A 16,148-nucleotide genomic window follows, 5' to 3' on the forward strand; every position below is an offset into this window, starting at 1 on the left:
GTCCCGCTACGCACACGCCCCGTGGCAGCGCCGCCGCGGAGCGCAGCCGTGAAGCGACTGTGCCCGGGACTGGTCCGGGCCGACGGCCGATCGGCGGCCCTCTGAAGCGCGTGACCGCCGGGACCGGTGACGCACCTGCGGCGAGGGGGCCGTCGACCTCACCACTGAAGGAGTGGGCGTCGTGACCGCGGAGACCTCTCAGACGCTCGACAGGGGCCTACGGGTCCTGAAACTGCTCGCCGACACGGATCACGGGCTGACCGTCACCGAGCTTTCCCAGAAACTGGGCGTCAACCGGACCGTCGTGTACCGGTTGCTCGCCACGCTGGAACAGCACGCGCTGGTCCGCCGCGACCTCGGCGGCCGGGCCCGCGTCGGCCTCGGCGTGCTGCGGCTGGGACGACAGGTGCACCCGCTGGTCCGGGAGGCGGCGATGCCGGCGCTGCGGTCCCTCGCGGAGGACATCGGCGCGACCGCCCACCTGACTCTGGTCGACGGGGCGGAGGCCCTCGCCGTGGCGGTGGTGGAGCCGTCGTGGACCGACTACCACGTGGCCTACCGGGCCGGGTTCCGGCATCCGCTGGACCGCGGCGCCGCGGGCAGGGCGATACTCGCCGCCCGGCAGAAGGCTCCCGGCGACCCCGGCTACACCCTCACCCACGGCGAGCTGGAGACCGGCGCCTGCGGGGCGGCCGCGCCGCTCGTGGGTGTCACGGGCGTCGAGGGCAGCGTGGGCGTCGTCATGCTGGCGGACGTCGTGCCGGAACGGGTCGGCAAGCGGGTGGTGGAGGCGGCCCGGGAGGTCGCCGAGGCCCTGCGCTGACCGCCCGCACCGGGCGGGGGCGCCCACCCCGGCGGATCCGCCCCCGCGGGCACCCCGGCAGGGTGCCACGCCCGTCACGTTAGATTGGCTCCGTGCTCACTCGCCTCACACGTCCCCAGGCCCTCGCCGTCTGCGCCGCCCCGGCCGTCGCGCTGCTGGCCACCGCCGTGCTCGCGCCGCTGCCCTTCTCCGTGGCGCAGCCCGGGCTGACGGCCGACGTGCTCGGCGAGAACAAGGGACAGCAGGTCATCACCATCTCCGGCGCCCCCGTACGGGAGACCACCGGCCAGCTGCGGATGACCACCATCGAGGCGACCTCCCCGGACACCCGCGTCAACCTGCCGCAGGTGATCGACAGCTGGTTCCGCACGGACGAGGCGGTCATGCCCCGCGACGCCGTCTACCCCAGCGGGGACGACGTCCGGGAGATCGAGCAGTTCAACCGGAAGCAGATGAAGGAGTCCCAGGACGAGGCCACCCGGGCCGCGCTGACGTACCTGGGCCGCGAGAACCAGGGCATCGACGTCACCCTGAAACTCGCCGACGTCGGCGGCCCGAGCGCCGGACTGCTGTTCTCCCTCGGCATCGTCGACAAGCTGGACGGGGACGGCAGCGGCGGCGACCTCACCGGCGGCCGGGTCGTGGCCGGCACCGGCACCATCGACTCCGCGGGCCGGGTCGGCGCGGTCGGAGGCGTGCCGCTGAAGACGCGGGCCGCCAAGCGGGACGGCGCCACCGTCTTCCTCGTCCCGCGCGACGAGTGCGCCGAGGCCCAGGCCGAACTGCCCCAGGGGCTGCGCCTGGTCCCGGTGACCACGCTCGAGGGCGCCGTCGACGCGCTGGTCGCCCTGGAGAAGGGCACCGGCAAGGTCCCCGCCTGCTGACCCCCGCTACCCCTCCGTCACGAACCCCTCGGCCACCATCCAGTCCAGCGCGACCTGATGGGGGTCCTCCCCGTCGACGTCGACCCGGGCGTTGAGGGTCTGCGCCACGGTGTTGTCCAGCTTCTCCGTGACCGGGGCCAGCACCTCCGCGATCGCCGGCCACTTCTCCAGCGTCCTGCTGTTCACGGTCGGGGCCGCGTTGTAGTTGGGGAAGAACTTCCTGTCGTCCTCCATCACCACCAGGTTCATGGACTTGATCCGCCCGTCGGTGGTGTACACCTCGCCGTAGGTGCAGGCGCCCTTGGCCGTCTGCGTGTAGATGATCCCGGAGTCCATCTGCGTGATGTTGCCCGCCGGGACGCTCATCCCGTACGCCTTCTCCATGCCGGGCAGCCCGTCCGCGCGGTTGGCGAACTCGCCCTCCACGCACAGCGTCACCGCGCCCGGGTCGGTCTTCGACAGCTCCGCGACCTCCGACAGGGTGCGGGTGCGGTACCGCTCGTAGTTGGCCTGGTTCATGGCCAGGGCGTACGTGTTGTTCAGCTCCGACGGCTCCAGCCAGGTCACGCCGTTCTTCGCGTCCGCGTCCCGCACCGCCAGCCACTGCTCGCGCGGATCGGGGATCGGCCTGGTGTTGCCCTGGTACGTGATCCACGCCGTGCCCGTGTACTCGAACCCGGCGTCCGCCTCGCCCTTGACGACCGCCTCCCGCGAGCCGACCGAGCCCTGGATGCCCGTCCGGTCCACCACGTCCGCGCCCGCCGCCTGGAAGGCGATCCCCATGATCGCGCCGAGGATCAGCTGCTCCGTGAACTCCTTGGAGGTGACGGTGAGCTCGGCACCCTCCAGCGGCTTCCCCCGGCCGATCGTGCCCGGCTCCACGTCGTCGACCATGGGCGACCCGCTGGTCAGCCCGCACCCCGACACCACCGCCAGCAGCGCCGCCGCCAGTGTCAGCCGCACCCCCGGGCGCCCGCTCACGGCCCGGCCTCCAGCCCGCGCGGCCGCAGCAGCAGCTCCGCCAGCGAGGCCAGCCAGTCCACCAGCAGGGCCAGCGCGACGGTGAGCACCGACCCCACCACCAGCACCGGCATCCGCTGGCTGGTGATCCCGGTGGTGATCAGCACGCCGAGCCCGCCGCCCCCGCCGAAGGTGGCGAGCGTCGCCGTGCCGACGTTCAGCACCAGCGCGGTGCGCACGCCCGCGAGGATCAGCGGCACGGCGAGCGGCAGTTCCACGCGGGTGAGCACGCCCACCGGGGACATGCCGATGCCGCGCGCCGCCTCCAGCAGCGCCGGGTCGTTGGCCCGCAGCCCGGCGATCGTGTTGGACAGCACCGGCAGCACGGCGTAGGCGATGATGCCGATCAGGGCCGCCCGGCGGCCGATGCCGAGCCAGATCACCAGCAGCGCCAGCAGACCGATCGCGGGGGTGGCCTGGCCGATGTTGGCGAGCGTCATCACCACCGGGGTGGCCCGGCTCGCCTGCCCCCGGGTCAGCAGGATGCCCAGCGGGATGGCGATGATCAGCACGAAGAACGTCGAGATCACGGTCAGCTCGATGTGCTGCCACAGCGCCTTCGACACCCGCCCGTCCGACAGCGCGTTGCGGGTGAGGGCGTCCAGGTCGGCCTGCTCGAACCACAGCCAGGTCGCCAGCAGCACGGCGATCAGCAGCAGCGGCAGCAGGGTCAGCTTCTGCCAGGTCACCCGCGTCGGCGCCACGGCCGGGCGGACCGGGGGAGGGGCCTCCTCCCCGTCCGTCCCCGTGTCCTCGACCGCCTCGGGCCCGTCCTCGGGCCGCCGCCCCTCGGAGGTCCTCACGCCTGCGCCTCCCCGCGGTCGCCCGGGGGGTGCGCGCCCTCCTGCTCGGCGTGCGTCTGCGCGGACCGCTGCTCCTCCAGGCCGGCCTGCGACTCCCGCGCCTCCAGCCGGTCCGCCTCCAGCAGCTCGTGCACGGAGTTCATCAGCGTCTCCACGTCCACGACACCCTCGTACGCGCCCCGCCGCCCGGTCACCGCGACGCGGCCCGTGTTGTCGGTGAGCACCGCCTCCAGGGCGTCCCGCAGGGTGGCGTCCCGGGTCACCGTGTCGTGCACCAGGACGCCCGCGCGGGCCAGGGAACCCTGGGTGCGCGCGATGTCGCCGCGCCGCAGCCACTTGTAGGGGCGGCCCCGCTTGTCCAGCACCAGCACCTCGTCCGTGCCGGCGGAGCGCAGCCGGGCGGAGATCTCGTCGAGCGGGTCGTCCACGCCCACCGTCGGGTAGTCGGTGACGGCCACGTCCCCGACCCGGGTGAGGTTGAGCCGCTTCAGCGCGGCGCCCGCGCCGACGAAGCCGGACACGAAGTCGTCGGCGGGGTTGGTGAGGATCGCCTCCGGGGTGTCGAACTGGGCGATGTGGGACTGCTCGCGCAGCACCGCGATCCGGTCGCCGATCTTGATGGCCTCGTCGAAGTCGTGGGTGACGAAGACGATCGTCTTGTGCAGCTCGCGCTGGAGCCGGATCAGCTCGTCCTGGAGGTGGTCCCGGGTGATCGGGTCGACCGCGCCGAACGGCTCGTCCATCAGCAGCACCGGCGGGTCCGCCGCCAGCGCCCGCGCCACGCCCACGCGCTGCTGCTGGCCGCCGGAGAGCTGGCGCGGATAGCGGTCGCGGAACTCGTCGGGGTCCAGGCCGACCAGGTCCAGCATCTCCTCCACCCGGTCCCGCACCCGCCCGGACGGCCAGCGCAGCATCTTCGGCACCAGGGCGATGTTCTGCGCGACGGTCATGTGCGGGAACAGCCCGCTCGCCTGGATCGCGTAGCCGATGGTGCGGCGCAGCTTCACCGGGTCCATGTCGGTGACGTCCTCGCCGCCGATGCGGATCCGGCCGCCGGTGGGCTCGATCAACCGGTTGATCATCTTCAGGGTGGTGGACTTCCCGCACCCGGAGGGGCCGACGAAGACCACCGTCTCGCCCGCCCCGATCTCCATGGTGACGTCGTCGACGGCGGGCCGGTCGCTGCCCGGGTAGCGCTTGGTGAGGCCCTCCAGCTCGATGGTCGCCCCGACCGACCGGGGGGCGGCCTCCGTCGTACCGGACTCAGGCACGGATCCCCCTGGAGATGGTCAGCCGTCCGATCAGGACGTACGCGGCGTCGAACAGCAGGGCGAGGACGACGATGCCGAGGGTGCCGGCGAGCACCTGGTTCAGGGCGTTCTTGCTGCCCAGGGAGGCGATCCCGCGGAAGATCAGGTTGCCGAGGCCGGGTCCCGAGGCGAAGGCGGCGATGGCCGCGATGCCCATCAGCATCTGCGTCGAGACGCGGATTCCGGTGAGGATCGGCGGCCACGCCAGGGGCAGTTCGACCCGCACCAGCCGGGTCAGCCGGGACATGCCGATGCCGGTGGCCGCGTCCACGAGCGCCGGGTCGACCCCGCGCAGGCCCACGATCGCGTTCCGCACGACGGGCAGCAGTCCGTACAGGGTCAGCGCGATCACGGTCGGCGGCACGCCCAGCCCCACGATCGGGATGAGCAGGCCGATCAGGGCCAGCGCCGGGAAGGTCAGCAGGGTGGAGGTGACGGTGGTGGCGAGGCCGCCCGCCCACTCGCTGCGGTAGGTGACGATCCCGATCAGCACACCGAGGGCGGTGGCCACCACCATGCACTGGAAGACGACGCTGGCGTGCTGGTAGGCGTCGATGAGCAGTTGCTGGTGCCGGCTCTCCAGGTACTCCCAGAAGTTCACATCCGCTCACCCCCAGCTCGGCCAGGTCCGGTCACTCGCCGAGCGCGGCCTGCTCCACCAGCGGGATGATCCGCAGCGGAACGGGGTTCTCCATGACGATCGCCGTGGACGCCCGGACGATGCCATCAAAACCGACGACGCGGTCGATCACCCGCTGGAGATCGGCGTTGGAGCGAGCCACCAGCCGGCACAGCATGTCCCCCGTCCCGGTGGTGGTGTGCAGCTCCAAAACCTCGGGGACGGTCGCCAAGTGGGCCCGTACGTCGGCGCCTTGGCCCTGCCGGATCTGCAGGGTGGCGAACGCGGTGACCGGGTAGCCGAGCGCCGCGGGATCCACCTGGGGGCCGAATCCGCGGATGACTCCGTTCGACTGAAGACGGTCCAGGCGGGCCTGCACGGTCCCGCGCGCCACCCCGAGCCGGCGGGACATCTCCAGCACCCCGATCCGCGGCTCGCGCGCCAGCAGCAGGATGATCCGCCCGTCCAGATGATCGATCGCCATACCGCTCTCCCCAGTGGTCATCCTGTACAGAAAGCCCGCCGAGACGGGCATTCGGATGGACATGTTGCCCAGTGAATGCGCGAACTATTGCGCACCTTGCAGGGCTGTTCCACCCTGCCCCTATGACGCAGACCACACACACCGCTCCCGACACCGCACGGCAGGCAGACCCCTTCCCGGTCAAGGGAATGGACGCGGTCGTCTTCGCCGTGGGCAACGCCAAGCAGGCGGCGCACTACTACTCCACCGCCTTCGGCATGCAGCTGGTCGCCTACTCCGGACCGGAGAACGGCAGCCGCGAGACCGCCTCCTACGTGCTGGAGAGCGGCTCGGCCCGCTTCGTCTTCACCTCGGTGATCAAGCGGTCCACCGAGTGGGGCGCCTTCCTCGAGGACCACGTGGCCGCGCACGGCGACGGCGTGTACGACCTCGCCATCGAGGTGCCGGACGCCCGCGCCGCGTACGCGTACGCGATCGAGCACGGCGCCACCTCCGTCACCGAGCCGTACGAGCTGAAGGACGAGCACGGCACCGTCGTGCTGGCCGCCATCGCCACCTACGGCAAGACCCGGCACACCCTGGTCGAGCGCGGCGGTTACGACGGCCCCTACCTGCCCGGCTACGTCACCGCCGACCCGATCGTCGAGCCGCCGGCCAAGCGTTCCTTCCAGGCCGTCGACCACTGCGTCGGCAACGTGGAGCTCGGCCGCATGAACGAGTGGGTCGAGTTCTACAACAAGGTCATGGGCTTCACGAACATGAAGGAGTTCGTGGGCGACGACATCGCGACCGAGTACAGCGCGCTGATGTCGAAGGTCGTGGCCGACGGCACGCTCAAGGTCAAGTTCCCGATCAACGAGCCCGCCGTCGCCAAGAAGAAGTCGCAGATCGACGAGTACCTGGAGTTCTACGGCGGCGCCGGCGTCCAGCACATCGCGCTGAACACCAACGACATCGTGCACACCGTCCGCCAGATGCGCGCCGCCGGCGTGCAGTTCCTGGACACCCCGGACTCGTACTACGACACCCTCGGCGAGTGGGCGGGCGAGACCCGCGTGCCGGTGGAGACGCTGCGCGAGCTGAAGATCCTCGTCGACCGCGACGAGGACGGCTACCTGCTGCAGATCTTCACCAAGCCGGTCCAGGACCGTCCGACCGTTTTCTTCGAGATGATCGAGCGCCACGGCTCCATGGGCTTCGGCAAGGGCAACTTCAAGGCCCTGTTCGAGGCGATCGAGCGCGAGCAGGCCAAGCGCGGCAACCTGTAGGCGCCGCGCGCCCGCGCCCTCAGGAGGACTCGGGGCCCGCCTGGACGGACGGCTCACCCAGGCGGGCCAGCGCCTCCTTCGCGCGGGGCGCGTGCAGCGGCGAGAACCACGGGTTGATCCGCAGAGCCTCCGTCAGATGGCGGCGCGCGGCCCCGTACCGCTCCAGGGAGTGCTCGATCATCCCCCGGTGGTAGGCGAACAGCGCGCTGCGCACGCCCCCGCCCTTCGTACCCTCCGTGGCCCGCACCGCGAACGGCAGCGCCTCCTCGTGCTCCCCGGCCCGGTGCAGCGCCCAGCCCAGCGCGTCCGCGACCTCCGTCGACGGCTGCCGCTTCCACTCCGCCCGCAGCCGCCGCACCGCCGCCTCCACGTCCCCGTGGTCGGCCTCGAAGCGGCCCAGCACCAGTTCCTCGTCCGCGCCGTGCGCGGCGGCCAGCCCGACCCGCTCCCGCAGCTGCGCGTACTGCACCTCGGCGGCCGGCCGCATCCCCAGCGACTCGTACAGCTCGCCCAGCTCCAGCGCGTACTCCGGCCGCGGATGCCTCGCGAGGGCCGTGCGGTACGCGCTCAGCGCCTCCGTGGTGCGGCCCAGCGCCGCCAGTGCCCTCCCCTGCCCGGCCTGGGCCGCCCGCTGGTCGGGGTCGGTACGCACCGCCTCCTGGAAGTGGCGCAGCGCGTCCTCCCGGTCACCGCGCTCCCAGGCGAGCTGCCCGGCCCGCTCCAGGTACGCCGCGCGCTCGGCGGGCTCCCCGGCGGCCGACGCGGCGTCCGCGAGCTTCGCCGCCGCGTCCTCCCGCCAGCCGCGGTCCCGGTAGACGGCGGCCGCCCGCACCATCACCGCCGGGCCCGAGCGCAGCTCCGCCAGCTTCTCCAGCAGCCGGCCGGCCTCCTCGTCGTCGCCGAGCCCGGCGGACGCCTCGATGAGCGGCGGGTACGTCGTCCACCGTCCGGGCTCCAGCTTCCGCGCCGCCTCGCCCCACGCGCGGGCGCTCGCATGGTCGCGGCGGGCGTTCGCCAGCACGGCCATCGCCCGCAGCGCCGGCACGTTGTCCTTCCGTACCTCCAGCGCGGTGCGCAGCGCCTCCTCGGCGCGCGGCCAGTACCGCGGGTCGGCCAGCCGCAGCCCCTGCTCGACCCGGGCCGCGCCCAGCTCGGCCCAGGCGCGCGCGTCCCGGGGGCGGGTGCGCAGATGCCGTTCGCGCTCGGCGGCCAGCGCCTCCAGGTCGCCCAGCGCGGCCGGGACGCCGCTGGTCACCGCGGCCAGGGCGCGCTCCTGCGGGGTGGGCGCGGCGCCTGCCCGCCCCACGGCAGCGTCACCAGAACCCCGCCCAGCACGGCGGCGCCGGCGGCCGAGGCGAGCAGACCGCGGCGGTACCTCCGCCGGCGCGCACGAGGCTGTTCGTCCATGGCGCACACTGTGCGTCACACACGGCCTACATATGATCATCACACTCCGGCGGAACCCGGCCGCCCGCACGGGGTTCACACCGATGGCCCCGGGTGCGACGCTGTGATCATGAGCCGTATCGAAGCGCCACGCGATGAAGACACGGTGGCGGCCGGACCTCTCGTCGACCGGCTGCTCGGCGGCCTGCCCGCGGAGGCCGTCCTCACCGACCCGGACGTCACGGCCTCCTACGCCCACGACATGGCGAGCTTCTGCCCGGCGGGCAGTCCCGCGGTGGTGGTGCTGCCCCGGACGGTCGAGCAGGTCCAGCATGTCATGCGCACCGCCACCGAGCTGCGCGTGCCGGTCGTCCCGCAGGGCGCCCGCACCGGCCTGTCCGGCGCCGCCAACGCCACCGACGGCTGCATCGTGCTCTCGCTGACCAAGATGGACCGCATCCTGGAGATCGACCCGGTGAACCGGATCGCGGTCGTCGAACCGGGTGTGATCAACGCCGCCCTCTCCCGCGCGGTCGCCGAGCACGGCCTCGCCTACCCGCCGGACCCGTCCAGCTGGGAGATGTGCACCATCGGCGGCAACATCGGCACCGCCTCCGGCGGCCTGTGCTGCGTGAAGTACGGCGTCACCGCCGAGTACGTCCTCGGCCTGGACGTCGTCCTCGCCGACGGGCGGCTGCTCACCACCGGCCGCCGCACCGTCAAGGGCGTCGCCGGCTACGACCTGACCCGCCTGTTCGTCGGCTCCGAGGGCTCCCTCGGCATCGTCGTCCGCGCCGTCCTCGCGCTGCGGCCCAAGCCGCCGGAGCAGCTGGTGCTGGCCGCCGAGTTCGCCTCCGGCGCCGCCGCGAGCGACGCGGTGTGCCGCATCATGGCCGGCGGTCACGTGCCGTCCCTCCTCGAACTGATGGACCGCACCACCGTCAAGGCGGTCAACGACATGGCCCGCATGGGCCTGCCGGAGTCCACCGAGGCGCTGCTGCTGGCCGCGTTCGACACCACCGACCCCGCCGCCGACCTCGCCGCCCTGGGCGCGCTGTGCGAGGAGGCCGGCGCCACCCAGGTCGTCCCCGCCGAGGACGCCGCCGAGTCGGAGATGCTGCTCCAGGCCCGCCGGATGTCCCTGGTGGCGCTGGAGGCCGTCAAGGGCACCACGATGATCGACGACGTGTGCGTGCCCCGCTCCCGGCTCGGCGAGCTGATCGAGGGCGTCGAGCGGATCTCCGAGAAGCACGGGCTGACCATCGGGGTCGTCGCCCACGCCGGCGACGGCAACACCCACCCGACGGTCTGCTTCGACGCCTCCGACCCGGACGAGTCCCGGCGGGCCCGTGAGTCCTTCGACGAGATCATGGCGCTCGGCCTGGAACTCGGCGGCACCATCACCGGCGAGCACGGCGTCGGCGTGCTGAAGAAGGAGTGGCTGGCGCGGGAGGCCGGCCCGGTGTCCATGGAGATGCAACGGGCCGTCAAGCGCGCGTTCGATCCGCTCGACATTCTGAACCCCGGCAAGCTCTTCTGAACGAGAAGGTGCCCGAAAGGGGTGGGGTCCGGCCGGACGGGACGTCCGGCCCCCGCCCGTCTGATAGATGTGGTGGCCCCCGACCCATCCCTCGAGCAGATACGGGACGACGGACATGAGCGCCCCAACCCCGGCACCCGGAGACGACAGGCCCCGCGAGGGGTACTACCCGGACCCCTCCATTCCCGGATACGTCCGGTACTGGAACGGCGCCTCCTGGGTGCCGGGCACCAGCCGTCCGGCACCCGCCGACGGAGAGCCGCTCGCCCCGCCACCCGGAGCCGCACCGTCCGGAGCGGCACCGGCCGCGTCCTCCGGCGCCGCCCAGGCCGTGCCGTCCGTGGAGGAGACCGGCCCGCACTTCTTCGACGAGGACCCGGACGACGCGCCCGCCCCGGCGGCCCCGAGCCCGGCCGACGCCCAGCACGGCAGCCGGCCCGAGCCCGCCTCCGCCTGGGGCGCCGACCGCACCCGCCAGTCCGGCTTCGGCGGCGACCAGGACCGCAAGGTCTCCTGGGGCGCCGCGGGCGCCGACCCCCGCGTCCCGCACGACTCGGCGGCGCAGGGCGGCCCGGCCGCTTCCGGACCGGCCGCCGCCTCCCAGGACACCCCACAGGCGGACGGGACGTTCGTCTTCCGCAGGCCCACGGCCGACTCCGCGCAGCAGCCCGCCCCGTCCGGCGGCGCGGCGGCGTCCCGCGACGAGGGCACCATGACCTTCCGCGCCGTCTCCCCGCGCGCCGGGGAGACCGCCGCGCCCGGCGCCGGACGGCCCGGCTTCTCGGCGGGGAAGGCCGCGGCCGAGCGTGCCGCCGCCGCGTCCGCGCCCGCCGCCCCTCCGGCCGGCCCGCAGCAGGCCACCGCGCCCGCCGTGCCCCCGCAGACCACCGGACCCGCGTCCACGCCGGCAACCCCGGCGGCCGCCGCGGCCCCGGCCGCCTCGACGCCGCTGACGCCCGGCCCCGGAGGCGGGCAGCCCTCCTGGCCGCAGCAGGTGCACCGGCTGGCGGGCGCGACCCCGGAACCTCAGGCCGCGCCCTGGAAGCCGCCGGTCGACGACGTGTTCCAGGCCGCCGCCCGCCGCCAGGCCGCCGCCCGGCCCGCCACGCTGGGCCGCCGGCTGGCCGCCCGGCTGCTCGACACGGTCGTCCTCGGCGCCGTCACCGCCGCGGCCGCCGTGCCCCTCGGCATGAAGGCCCTGGACCACATCGACGCGAAGATCGAGGCGGCCAAGCTCTCCGGCGAGACCGTCACCGTCTGGCTGCTCGACGGCACCACCTCCGTCCACCTCGGCATCGTCCTCGCCGTCCTGCTGCTCGGCGGGGTGCTCCTCGAGGTGCTGCCGACCGTCAAGTGGGGCCGCACGCTGGGCAAGAGGCTCATGGGCATCGAGGTGCGGGACATCGAGGCGCACGAGGCCCCGGAGTTCGGCGCGGCGCTGCGGCGCTGGCTGGTGTACAGCGTGCCCGGACTGCTCGTGGTCGGTGTCGTCGGCGTGCTGTGGTGCCTGTTCGACAAGCCCTGGCGCCAGTGCTGGCACGACAAGGCCGCGCACACCTTCGTCGCCGCGGCCTGACAGCGCGTCGGCCGCGCGGACGGCGCCGGTACTCCGGACGGCGGCCCGCCGGATGCGGGGCCGCGGGGTTCGGGATCGGATCGGGGGCATGACCACCGAACCGCCCCCCGGCTCCGGTCAGCAGCCGCCGGACGAGGACCCGTTCAGGAAGCAGCAGCCGCCCGACGACGACCCGTTCAGGAAACAGCCCCCGCCGGGCGCCCCCGGCCCGGGCTCGGGCTCTCCGTACGACACCCCGGGCGCCACGCCCCCGCCCGGGCAGGGCGGCAGCAGCCCCTACGGGGGCGGCGGCCCGTACGGCGGCGGGGGAGCGGGCGGCCCCTACGGCGGCGGACCCGGCGGCCCGTACGGGGGAGGCCCCGGCGGTCCCTACGGCGGTGGCCCGGGCGGTCCCTACGGCGGTGGCCCGGGCGGCGGTCCCTACGGGGGCGGCGGCCCGGCCGACCCGCTGGCCGGGATGCCCCCGCTCGCCGACAGCGGCCGGCGCACGCTGGCCCGCATCATCGACATGATCCTCGTCGGCATCGTCGTCTGGCTGCTCACCTGGCCGGTCGGGGTCAGCGAGTACAACTTCGACGGCGACCAGGTCAACGTCGGCAACGGCTTCGCCCAGTCGATCATCGCCGCCGCCCTCTACATCGCGTACGACACCTTCATGGCCGTCCGCTTCGGCCGCACCCTCGGCAAGAAGTGGCTGGGCATGCGGGTGGCGAACCTCTCCGACGGCTCCAACCCCTCCGTGCAGACCGCGCTGATCCGCGCGGCCGTGCTGTGGCTGCCGTTCGCCTTCTGCTGCGCCTGCGTGTGGACAGCGATCTCCGGCGGCTGGAGCTACTTCGACCGGCCCTACAAGCAGGGACTGCACGACAAGGCGGCCAGGACCGTCGTGGTCACGGCCCGATGACGCCGGGCCGCCGCTCGCACGCGGCCGGAAATCGCCTTGCACGCGGCGGGCGTCGGGTCAGGACGCCGCGCGCTCGCGGACCTGCTCGCGGGACGGGGACGGCACCGTGGCGCGCACCGGGAGCGGCGTCGCGGGCCGGGCCGCCGCGGGGCGACGGGACGCGGGGACCGGTACGCGCACGGCCACCACGAGTCCCAGGGCGAGCGCCACGACGGCGACCGCCGCGACGCCCGCGCCGGAACTCGTCCCGGACAGCAGCAGCAACGCGAAGGTCGACAGGATCACGGCGCACGAGCCGTAGGCGAACTGAGCGACAGTCGGACGGGGCATGGCCATCGTGTCCTCGGAAGTCGGGGGCTGTCGGCCTGGCTTTCCGCCGGCTCAAGGGCGTTCCGCCAAGCGACTCTAACCGCGAGAGTGCCCGAGGGGAACGGACAGTAAGCGTGACCTGACCTACAGGGCCGGTGCACAGGGGGCGCACGGATTCATGGCGCCCCACACAGGGGCCGTCGGACGCGCCCGGCGGGGTTTCGCGCGGAACTGTCCGCAATGCGAACCGGCGATCCGCATAACGCTTTTGATCTGTTCAAGTCAAGGTCTGTTTTTTCTGGCGAACCTCTAGTCAAATGACGTCACTTGACTACACGCGTTGATCACGTGCGCGCGGGACCTTCCATAGACGGAACCTCCTTCGGCCGCGCGCAGGAACGCGGGAGGGGATCTCAAGTGACCAGTAGACCCTGGACGTTCAGAGCGGCCGCGATAGGCGTGGCCCTTGCGGCGGCCACCGCCACCTGCTCTGCGTTCACCGTGGCGCAGGCGGACTCGGCCGACCGGGCCGACCGCCCCAGCGCCGTGGACCGGCACGACCCGGCGTCGAACAACCACGTCGACCACGACCTCGAGGGCCCGCTCTCCAAGACGCAGGCGGCCCAGCGCGAGGAGGCACTCAACCAGGTGCTCTCCGGCAAGACGTCGGTCAAGAACCGTGGCGGTTCGAAGGTCGTCCAGCTGAAGGGCAAGAAGGGCGACAGCAAGTACGTCGAGCTCGGCCGGGAGAAGACCGACAAGATCTTCACCATCCTGGTGGAGTTCGGCGACAAGATCGACAGCCGCTACGGCGGCACCCCGGGCCCCCTGCACAACCAGATCGCCAAGCCGGACCGCAAGGTCGACAACTCGACGGCCTGGCAGGAGGACTACGACCAGCAGCACTTCCAGGACCTGTACTTCGGTTCCGGCAAGGGCGTCGACTCGGTCAAGACCTACTACGAGAAGCAGTCCTCGGGCCGCTACTCGGTCGACGGCGAGGTCTCCGACTGGGTCAAGGTGCCCTACAACGAGGCCCGTTACGGCTCCAACAAGTGCGTGCCCGACAACTGCGCCTGGTACGCGGTGCAGGACGGCGTCACCGCCTGGGCCGAGCAGCAGAAGGCCGCCGGCCGGACCGACGCCCAGATCAAGGCTCAGCTCTCCCAGTACGACCAGTGGGACCGCTACGACTTCGACGGCGACGGCGACTTCAACGAGCCCGACGGTTACATCGACCACTTCCAGATCGTGCACGCCGGTGAGGACGAGTCCGCCGGCGGCGGCGCCCAGGGCGAGGACGCGATCTGGGCGCACCGCTGGTACGCCTTCGGCACCGACGCCGGCGCCACCGGCCCCGAGGAGAACAAGCTCGGCGGCACGCAGATCGGCAACACCGGCATCTGGGTCGGCGACTACACCATCCAGCCGGAGAACGGCGGACTCGGCGTCTTCGCCCACGAGTACGGCCACGACCTCGGTCTGCCGGACCTCTACGACACCCAGGGCGGCGAGAACGGCACCGGCTTCTGGACGCTGATGTCGTCCGGCTCCTGGCTCGGCACGGGCAAGAAGGAGATCGGCGACCTCCCCGGCGACATGACCGCCTGGGACAAGCTGCAGCTGGGCTGGCTGAACTACGACGTCGCCAAGGCCGGGGTCAACTCCTGGCACAAGCTGGGCCTCGCCGAGTACAACACCAAGCACAAGCAGGCCCTGGTCGTCCAGCTCCCGAAGAAGGCCGTCACCACGGAGATCGTGGAGCCGGCCGAGGGCGAGACCCAGTGGTGGAGCGGCAGCGGTGACGACCTGCGGAACACGCTCACCCGCAGCGTCGACCTGACCGGCACCTCGTCGGCCGAGCTGTCCCTGGACGGCTGGTACGAGATCGAGTCCGACTACGACTTCCTCTACACCGAGGTGTCCACCGACGGCGGCGCCAACTGGACCGCCCTGGACGGCACGGTGGACGGCCAGCCGATCCCGCGGGACGGCAGCGACAAGCCGGCCCTGCACGGCACGGTCGACGGCTTCAAGAAGCTCGTGTACCCGCTGGACGCCTACGCGGGCCAGAAGATCGACCTGCGCTTCCGCTACCAGACCGACGGCGGCGTCGCCCTGAAGGGCTTCGCGGCCGACTCGATCACGGTGACGGCGGACGGCACCGCGCTCTTCACGGACAACGCCGAGACGGCCGACGAGGCCTGGACGGCGAAGGGCTTCTCCCGCATCGGCGCGTCCTTCACCAAGGACTACGAGCAGTACTACATCGCCGAGAACCGGCAGTACGTGTCGTACGACGAGACGCTGAAGGTCGGCCCGTACAACTTCGGCTTCACCGACCGTCCGGACTGGGTCGAGCACTACGCGTACCAGAACGGCCTGCTGATCTGGAAGTGGGACACCTCCCAGCTGGACAACAACACCAGCGTGCACCCGGGCAAGGGTCTGATCCTCCCGATCGACTCGCACCCGACCGCGCTGAAGTGGTCCGACGGCACCCTGATGCGCAACCGCGTCCAGACCTACGACGCCACGTTCAGCACGTTCCGCACCGACGCGATCACCCTGCACAAGGCGGACGTCGCGAAGCACATCAAGGGCTCGAAGGGTGTGTCGGTCTTCAACGACCGCACCAACACCTACTGGGACCCGGCGAACCCGACCGGCAGCGTCCAGGTCACTGACACCAACACCAAGATCAAGATCACCAAGGAAGCCAAGGACGGCTCCACGATCGAGCTCGAGGTGGGCCCTGCGGGTCGCTGAATAGCGTCCTAGCAGGTCAGAACATGATCGGCGGTGACCCCCTGGCGGGTCACCGCCGATCCGTGTTTAGGTGCCTCCTGTGACTCTCTTATTGACACCTGCTGACACGGGGGTATGACCGCATGGCCGCAGGAGGCTTCTGCAAGCTGCCGAACGGCACGGTGGTGGTGGCGCTGAACCTGCCCAGCCCCGCCGCCGACGCACCGGCCGGGGTACGGGTGCTGGTCCACGCGCAGAACCGGGCGCGCGCCCTGACCAGGCTGCGCAACCTGGGCCTGCGCGCCGTCTACCTGCGCGGGAACACCGCGCCGCCCACGCCCGACGAGATCACGGCGGTCCTGCACCATCCCGACGGCCTGATATGGCGCACGGCGCCCGCCGGGGGAGTGCTGTCGTTGGAGCTGTGGCACCCGATCCGGGCGCTGATCAAACGCCCGGCCGCCTCCGCCTGAC

General features: G+C 72.4%; 14 protein-coding genes and 1 pseudogene. 8 read left to right on the forward strand and 7 right to left on the reverse strand.

Translation table 11 applies throughout. The features are described 5' to 3' along the window. Positions 1 to 181: 181 nt before the first annotated feature. Together ACQZOG_RS04180 and ACQZOG_RS04185 are read left to right on the forward strand one after the other, a co-directional pair. The gene (locus ACQZOG_RS04180; RefSeq protein WP_033277511.1) at positions 182 to 823 is read left to right on the forward strand and encodes an IclR family transcriptional regulator; all 642 of its coding nucleotides are present in this window, start codon (positions 182 to 184) and stop codon (positions 821 to 823) included. A gap of 92 nt (positions 824 to 915) precedes the next feature. Further along, on the forward strand, positions 916 to 1,707 hold the full coding sequence (locus ACQZOG_RS04185) for a S16 family serine protease (protein ID WP_033277510.1): 792 nt from the start codon (positions 916 to 918) through the stop codon (positions 1,705 to 1,707). Positions 1,708 to 1,713: 6 nt separating this feature from the next. On the opposite strand, the gene ACQZOG_RS04190 is transcribed toward ACQZOG_RS04185, so the two are convergent. Genes ACQZOG_RS04190 through ACQZOG_RS04210 form a run of 5 tightly spaced genes read right to left on the reverse strand, consistent with a single transcriptional unit; the run spans position 1,714 to position 5,943 of the window. Continuing rightward, positions 1,714 to 2,688: a glycine betaine ABC transporter substrate-binding protein gene (locus tag ACQZOG_RS04190; RefSeq protein ID WP_403258918.1), complete on the reverse strand. Its 975-nt coding sequence runs from the start codon at positions 2,686 to 2,688 to the stop codon at positions 1,714 to 1,716. Then, complete coding sequence (locus ACQZOG_RS04195; protein WP_193455343.1) at positions 2,685 to 3,530, reverse strand: ABC transporter permease; 846 nt, start codon at positions 3,528 to 3,530, stop codon at positions 2,685 to 2,687. The genes ACQZOG_RS04190 and ACQZOG_RS04195 overlap by 4 nt, the downstream gene beginning before the upstream one ends. Beyond that, a complete protein-coding gene (locus ACQZOG_RS04200; protein ID WP_058916265.1) occupies positions 3,527 to 4,801 on the reverse strand; it encodes a betaine/proline/choline family ABC transporter ATP-binding protein in 1,275 nt (424 codons plus the stop codon). Before ACQZOG_RS04200 ends, ACQZOG_RS04195 begins: the two co-directional genes overlap by 4 nt. Beyond that, complete coding sequence (locus ACQZOG_RS04205; RefSeq protein ID WP_037639826.1) at positions 4,794 to 5,441, reverse strand: ABC transporter permease; 648 nt, start codon at positions 5,439 to 5,441, stop codon at positions 4,794 to 4,796. The genes ACQZOG_RS04200 and ACQZOG_RS04205 overlap by 8 nt, the downstream gene beginning before the upstream one ends. A gap of 31 nt (positions 5,442 to 5,472) precedes the next feature. Next, complete coding sequence (locus tag ACQZOG_RS04210) at positions 5,473 to 5,943, reverse strand: Lrp/AsnC family transcriptional regulator (protein WP_006134418.1); 471 nt, start codon at positions 5,941 to 5,943, stop codon at positions 5,473 to 5,475. 122 nt (positions 5,944 to 6,065) lie between these two features. Here ACQZOG_RS04210 and hppD point away from each other — a divergent pair, with 122 nt between their 5' ends. Continuing rightward, positions 6,066 to 7,211: a 4-hydroxyphenylpyruvate dioxygenase gene (gene hppD, locus ACQZOG_RS04215; protein WP_033277505.1), complete on the forward strand. Its 1,146-nt coding sequence runs from the start codon at positions 6,066 to 6,068 to the stop codon at positions 7,209 to 7,211. 19 nt (positions 7,212 to 7,230) lie between these two features. Here hppD and ACQZOG_RS04220 read toward each other — a convergent pair. Continuing rightward, positions 7,231 to 8,618, reverse strand: a pseudogene (locus ACQZOG_RS04220) (tetratricopeptide repeat protein). 103 nt (positions 8,619 to 8,721) lie between these two features. Here ACQZOG_RS04220 and ACQZOG_RS04225 point away from each other — a divergent pair. From ACQZOG_RS04225 to ACQZOG_RS04235, 3 genes are all read left to right on the forward strand, one after another. Beyond that, positions 8,722 to 10,137: an FAD-binding oxidoreductase gene (locus tag ACQZOG_RS04225; protein WP_037639824.1), complete on the forward strand. Its 1,416-nt coding sequence runs from the start codon at positions 8,722 to 8,724 to the stop codon at positions 10,135 to 10,137. A 115-nt stretch (positions 10,138 to 10,252) separates the two neighbouring features. Beyond that, positions 10,253 to 11,713 (forward strand): RDD family protein, encoded by a 1,461-nt coding sequence (locus tag ACQZOG_RS04230; RefSeq protein WP_193467966.1) that lies wholly within the window; start codon positions 10,253 to 10,255, stop codon positions 11,711 to 11,713. A gap of 88 nt (positions 11,714 to 11,801) precedes the next feature. Beyond that, positions 11,802 to 12,617: an RDD family protein gene (locus ACQZOG_RS04235; RefSeq protein WP_193455340.1), complete on the forward strand. Its 816-nt coding sequence runs from the start codon at positions 11,802 to 11,804 to the stop codon at positions 12,615 to 12,617. Between the two features lie 57 nt (positions 12,618 to 12,674). On the opposite strand, the gene ACQZOG_RS04240 is transcribed toward ACQZOG_RS04235, so the two are convergent. Beyond that, the gene (locus ACQZOG_RS04240; RefSeq protein ID WP_033277500.1) at positions 12,675 to 12,953 is read right to left on the reverse strand and encodes a hypothetical protein; all 279 of its coding nucleotides are present in this window, start codon (positions 12,951 to 12,953) and stop codon (positions 12,675 to 12,677) included. Between the two features lie 390 nt (positions 12,954 to 13,343). Between ACQZOG_RS04240 and ACQZOG_RS04245 the strand changes: the two genes are divergently transcribed. Then, positions 13,344 to 15,695, forward strand: a complete 2,352-nt coding sequence (locus tag ACQZOG_RS04245; RefSeq protein WP_033277499.1) for an immune inhibitor A domain-containing protein — start codon at positions 13,344 to 13,346, stop codon at positions 15,693 to 15,695. A gap of 122 nt (positions 15,696 to 15,817) precedes the next feature. Continuing rightward, on the forward strand, positions 15,818 to 16,147 hold the full coding sequence (locus ACQZOG_RS04250; RefSeq protein ID WP_033277498.1) for a hypothetical protein: 330 nt from the start codon (positions 15,818 to 15,820) through the stop codon (positions 16,145 to 16,147). Position 16,148: the final 1 nt, after the last annotated feature.

The organism is Streptomyces sp. P13-3-3 (assembly GCF_050571355.1).
Classification (GTDB): domain Bacteria; phylum Actinomycetota; class Actinomycetes; order Streptomycetales; family Streptomycetaceae; genus Streptomyces; species Streptomyces althioticus.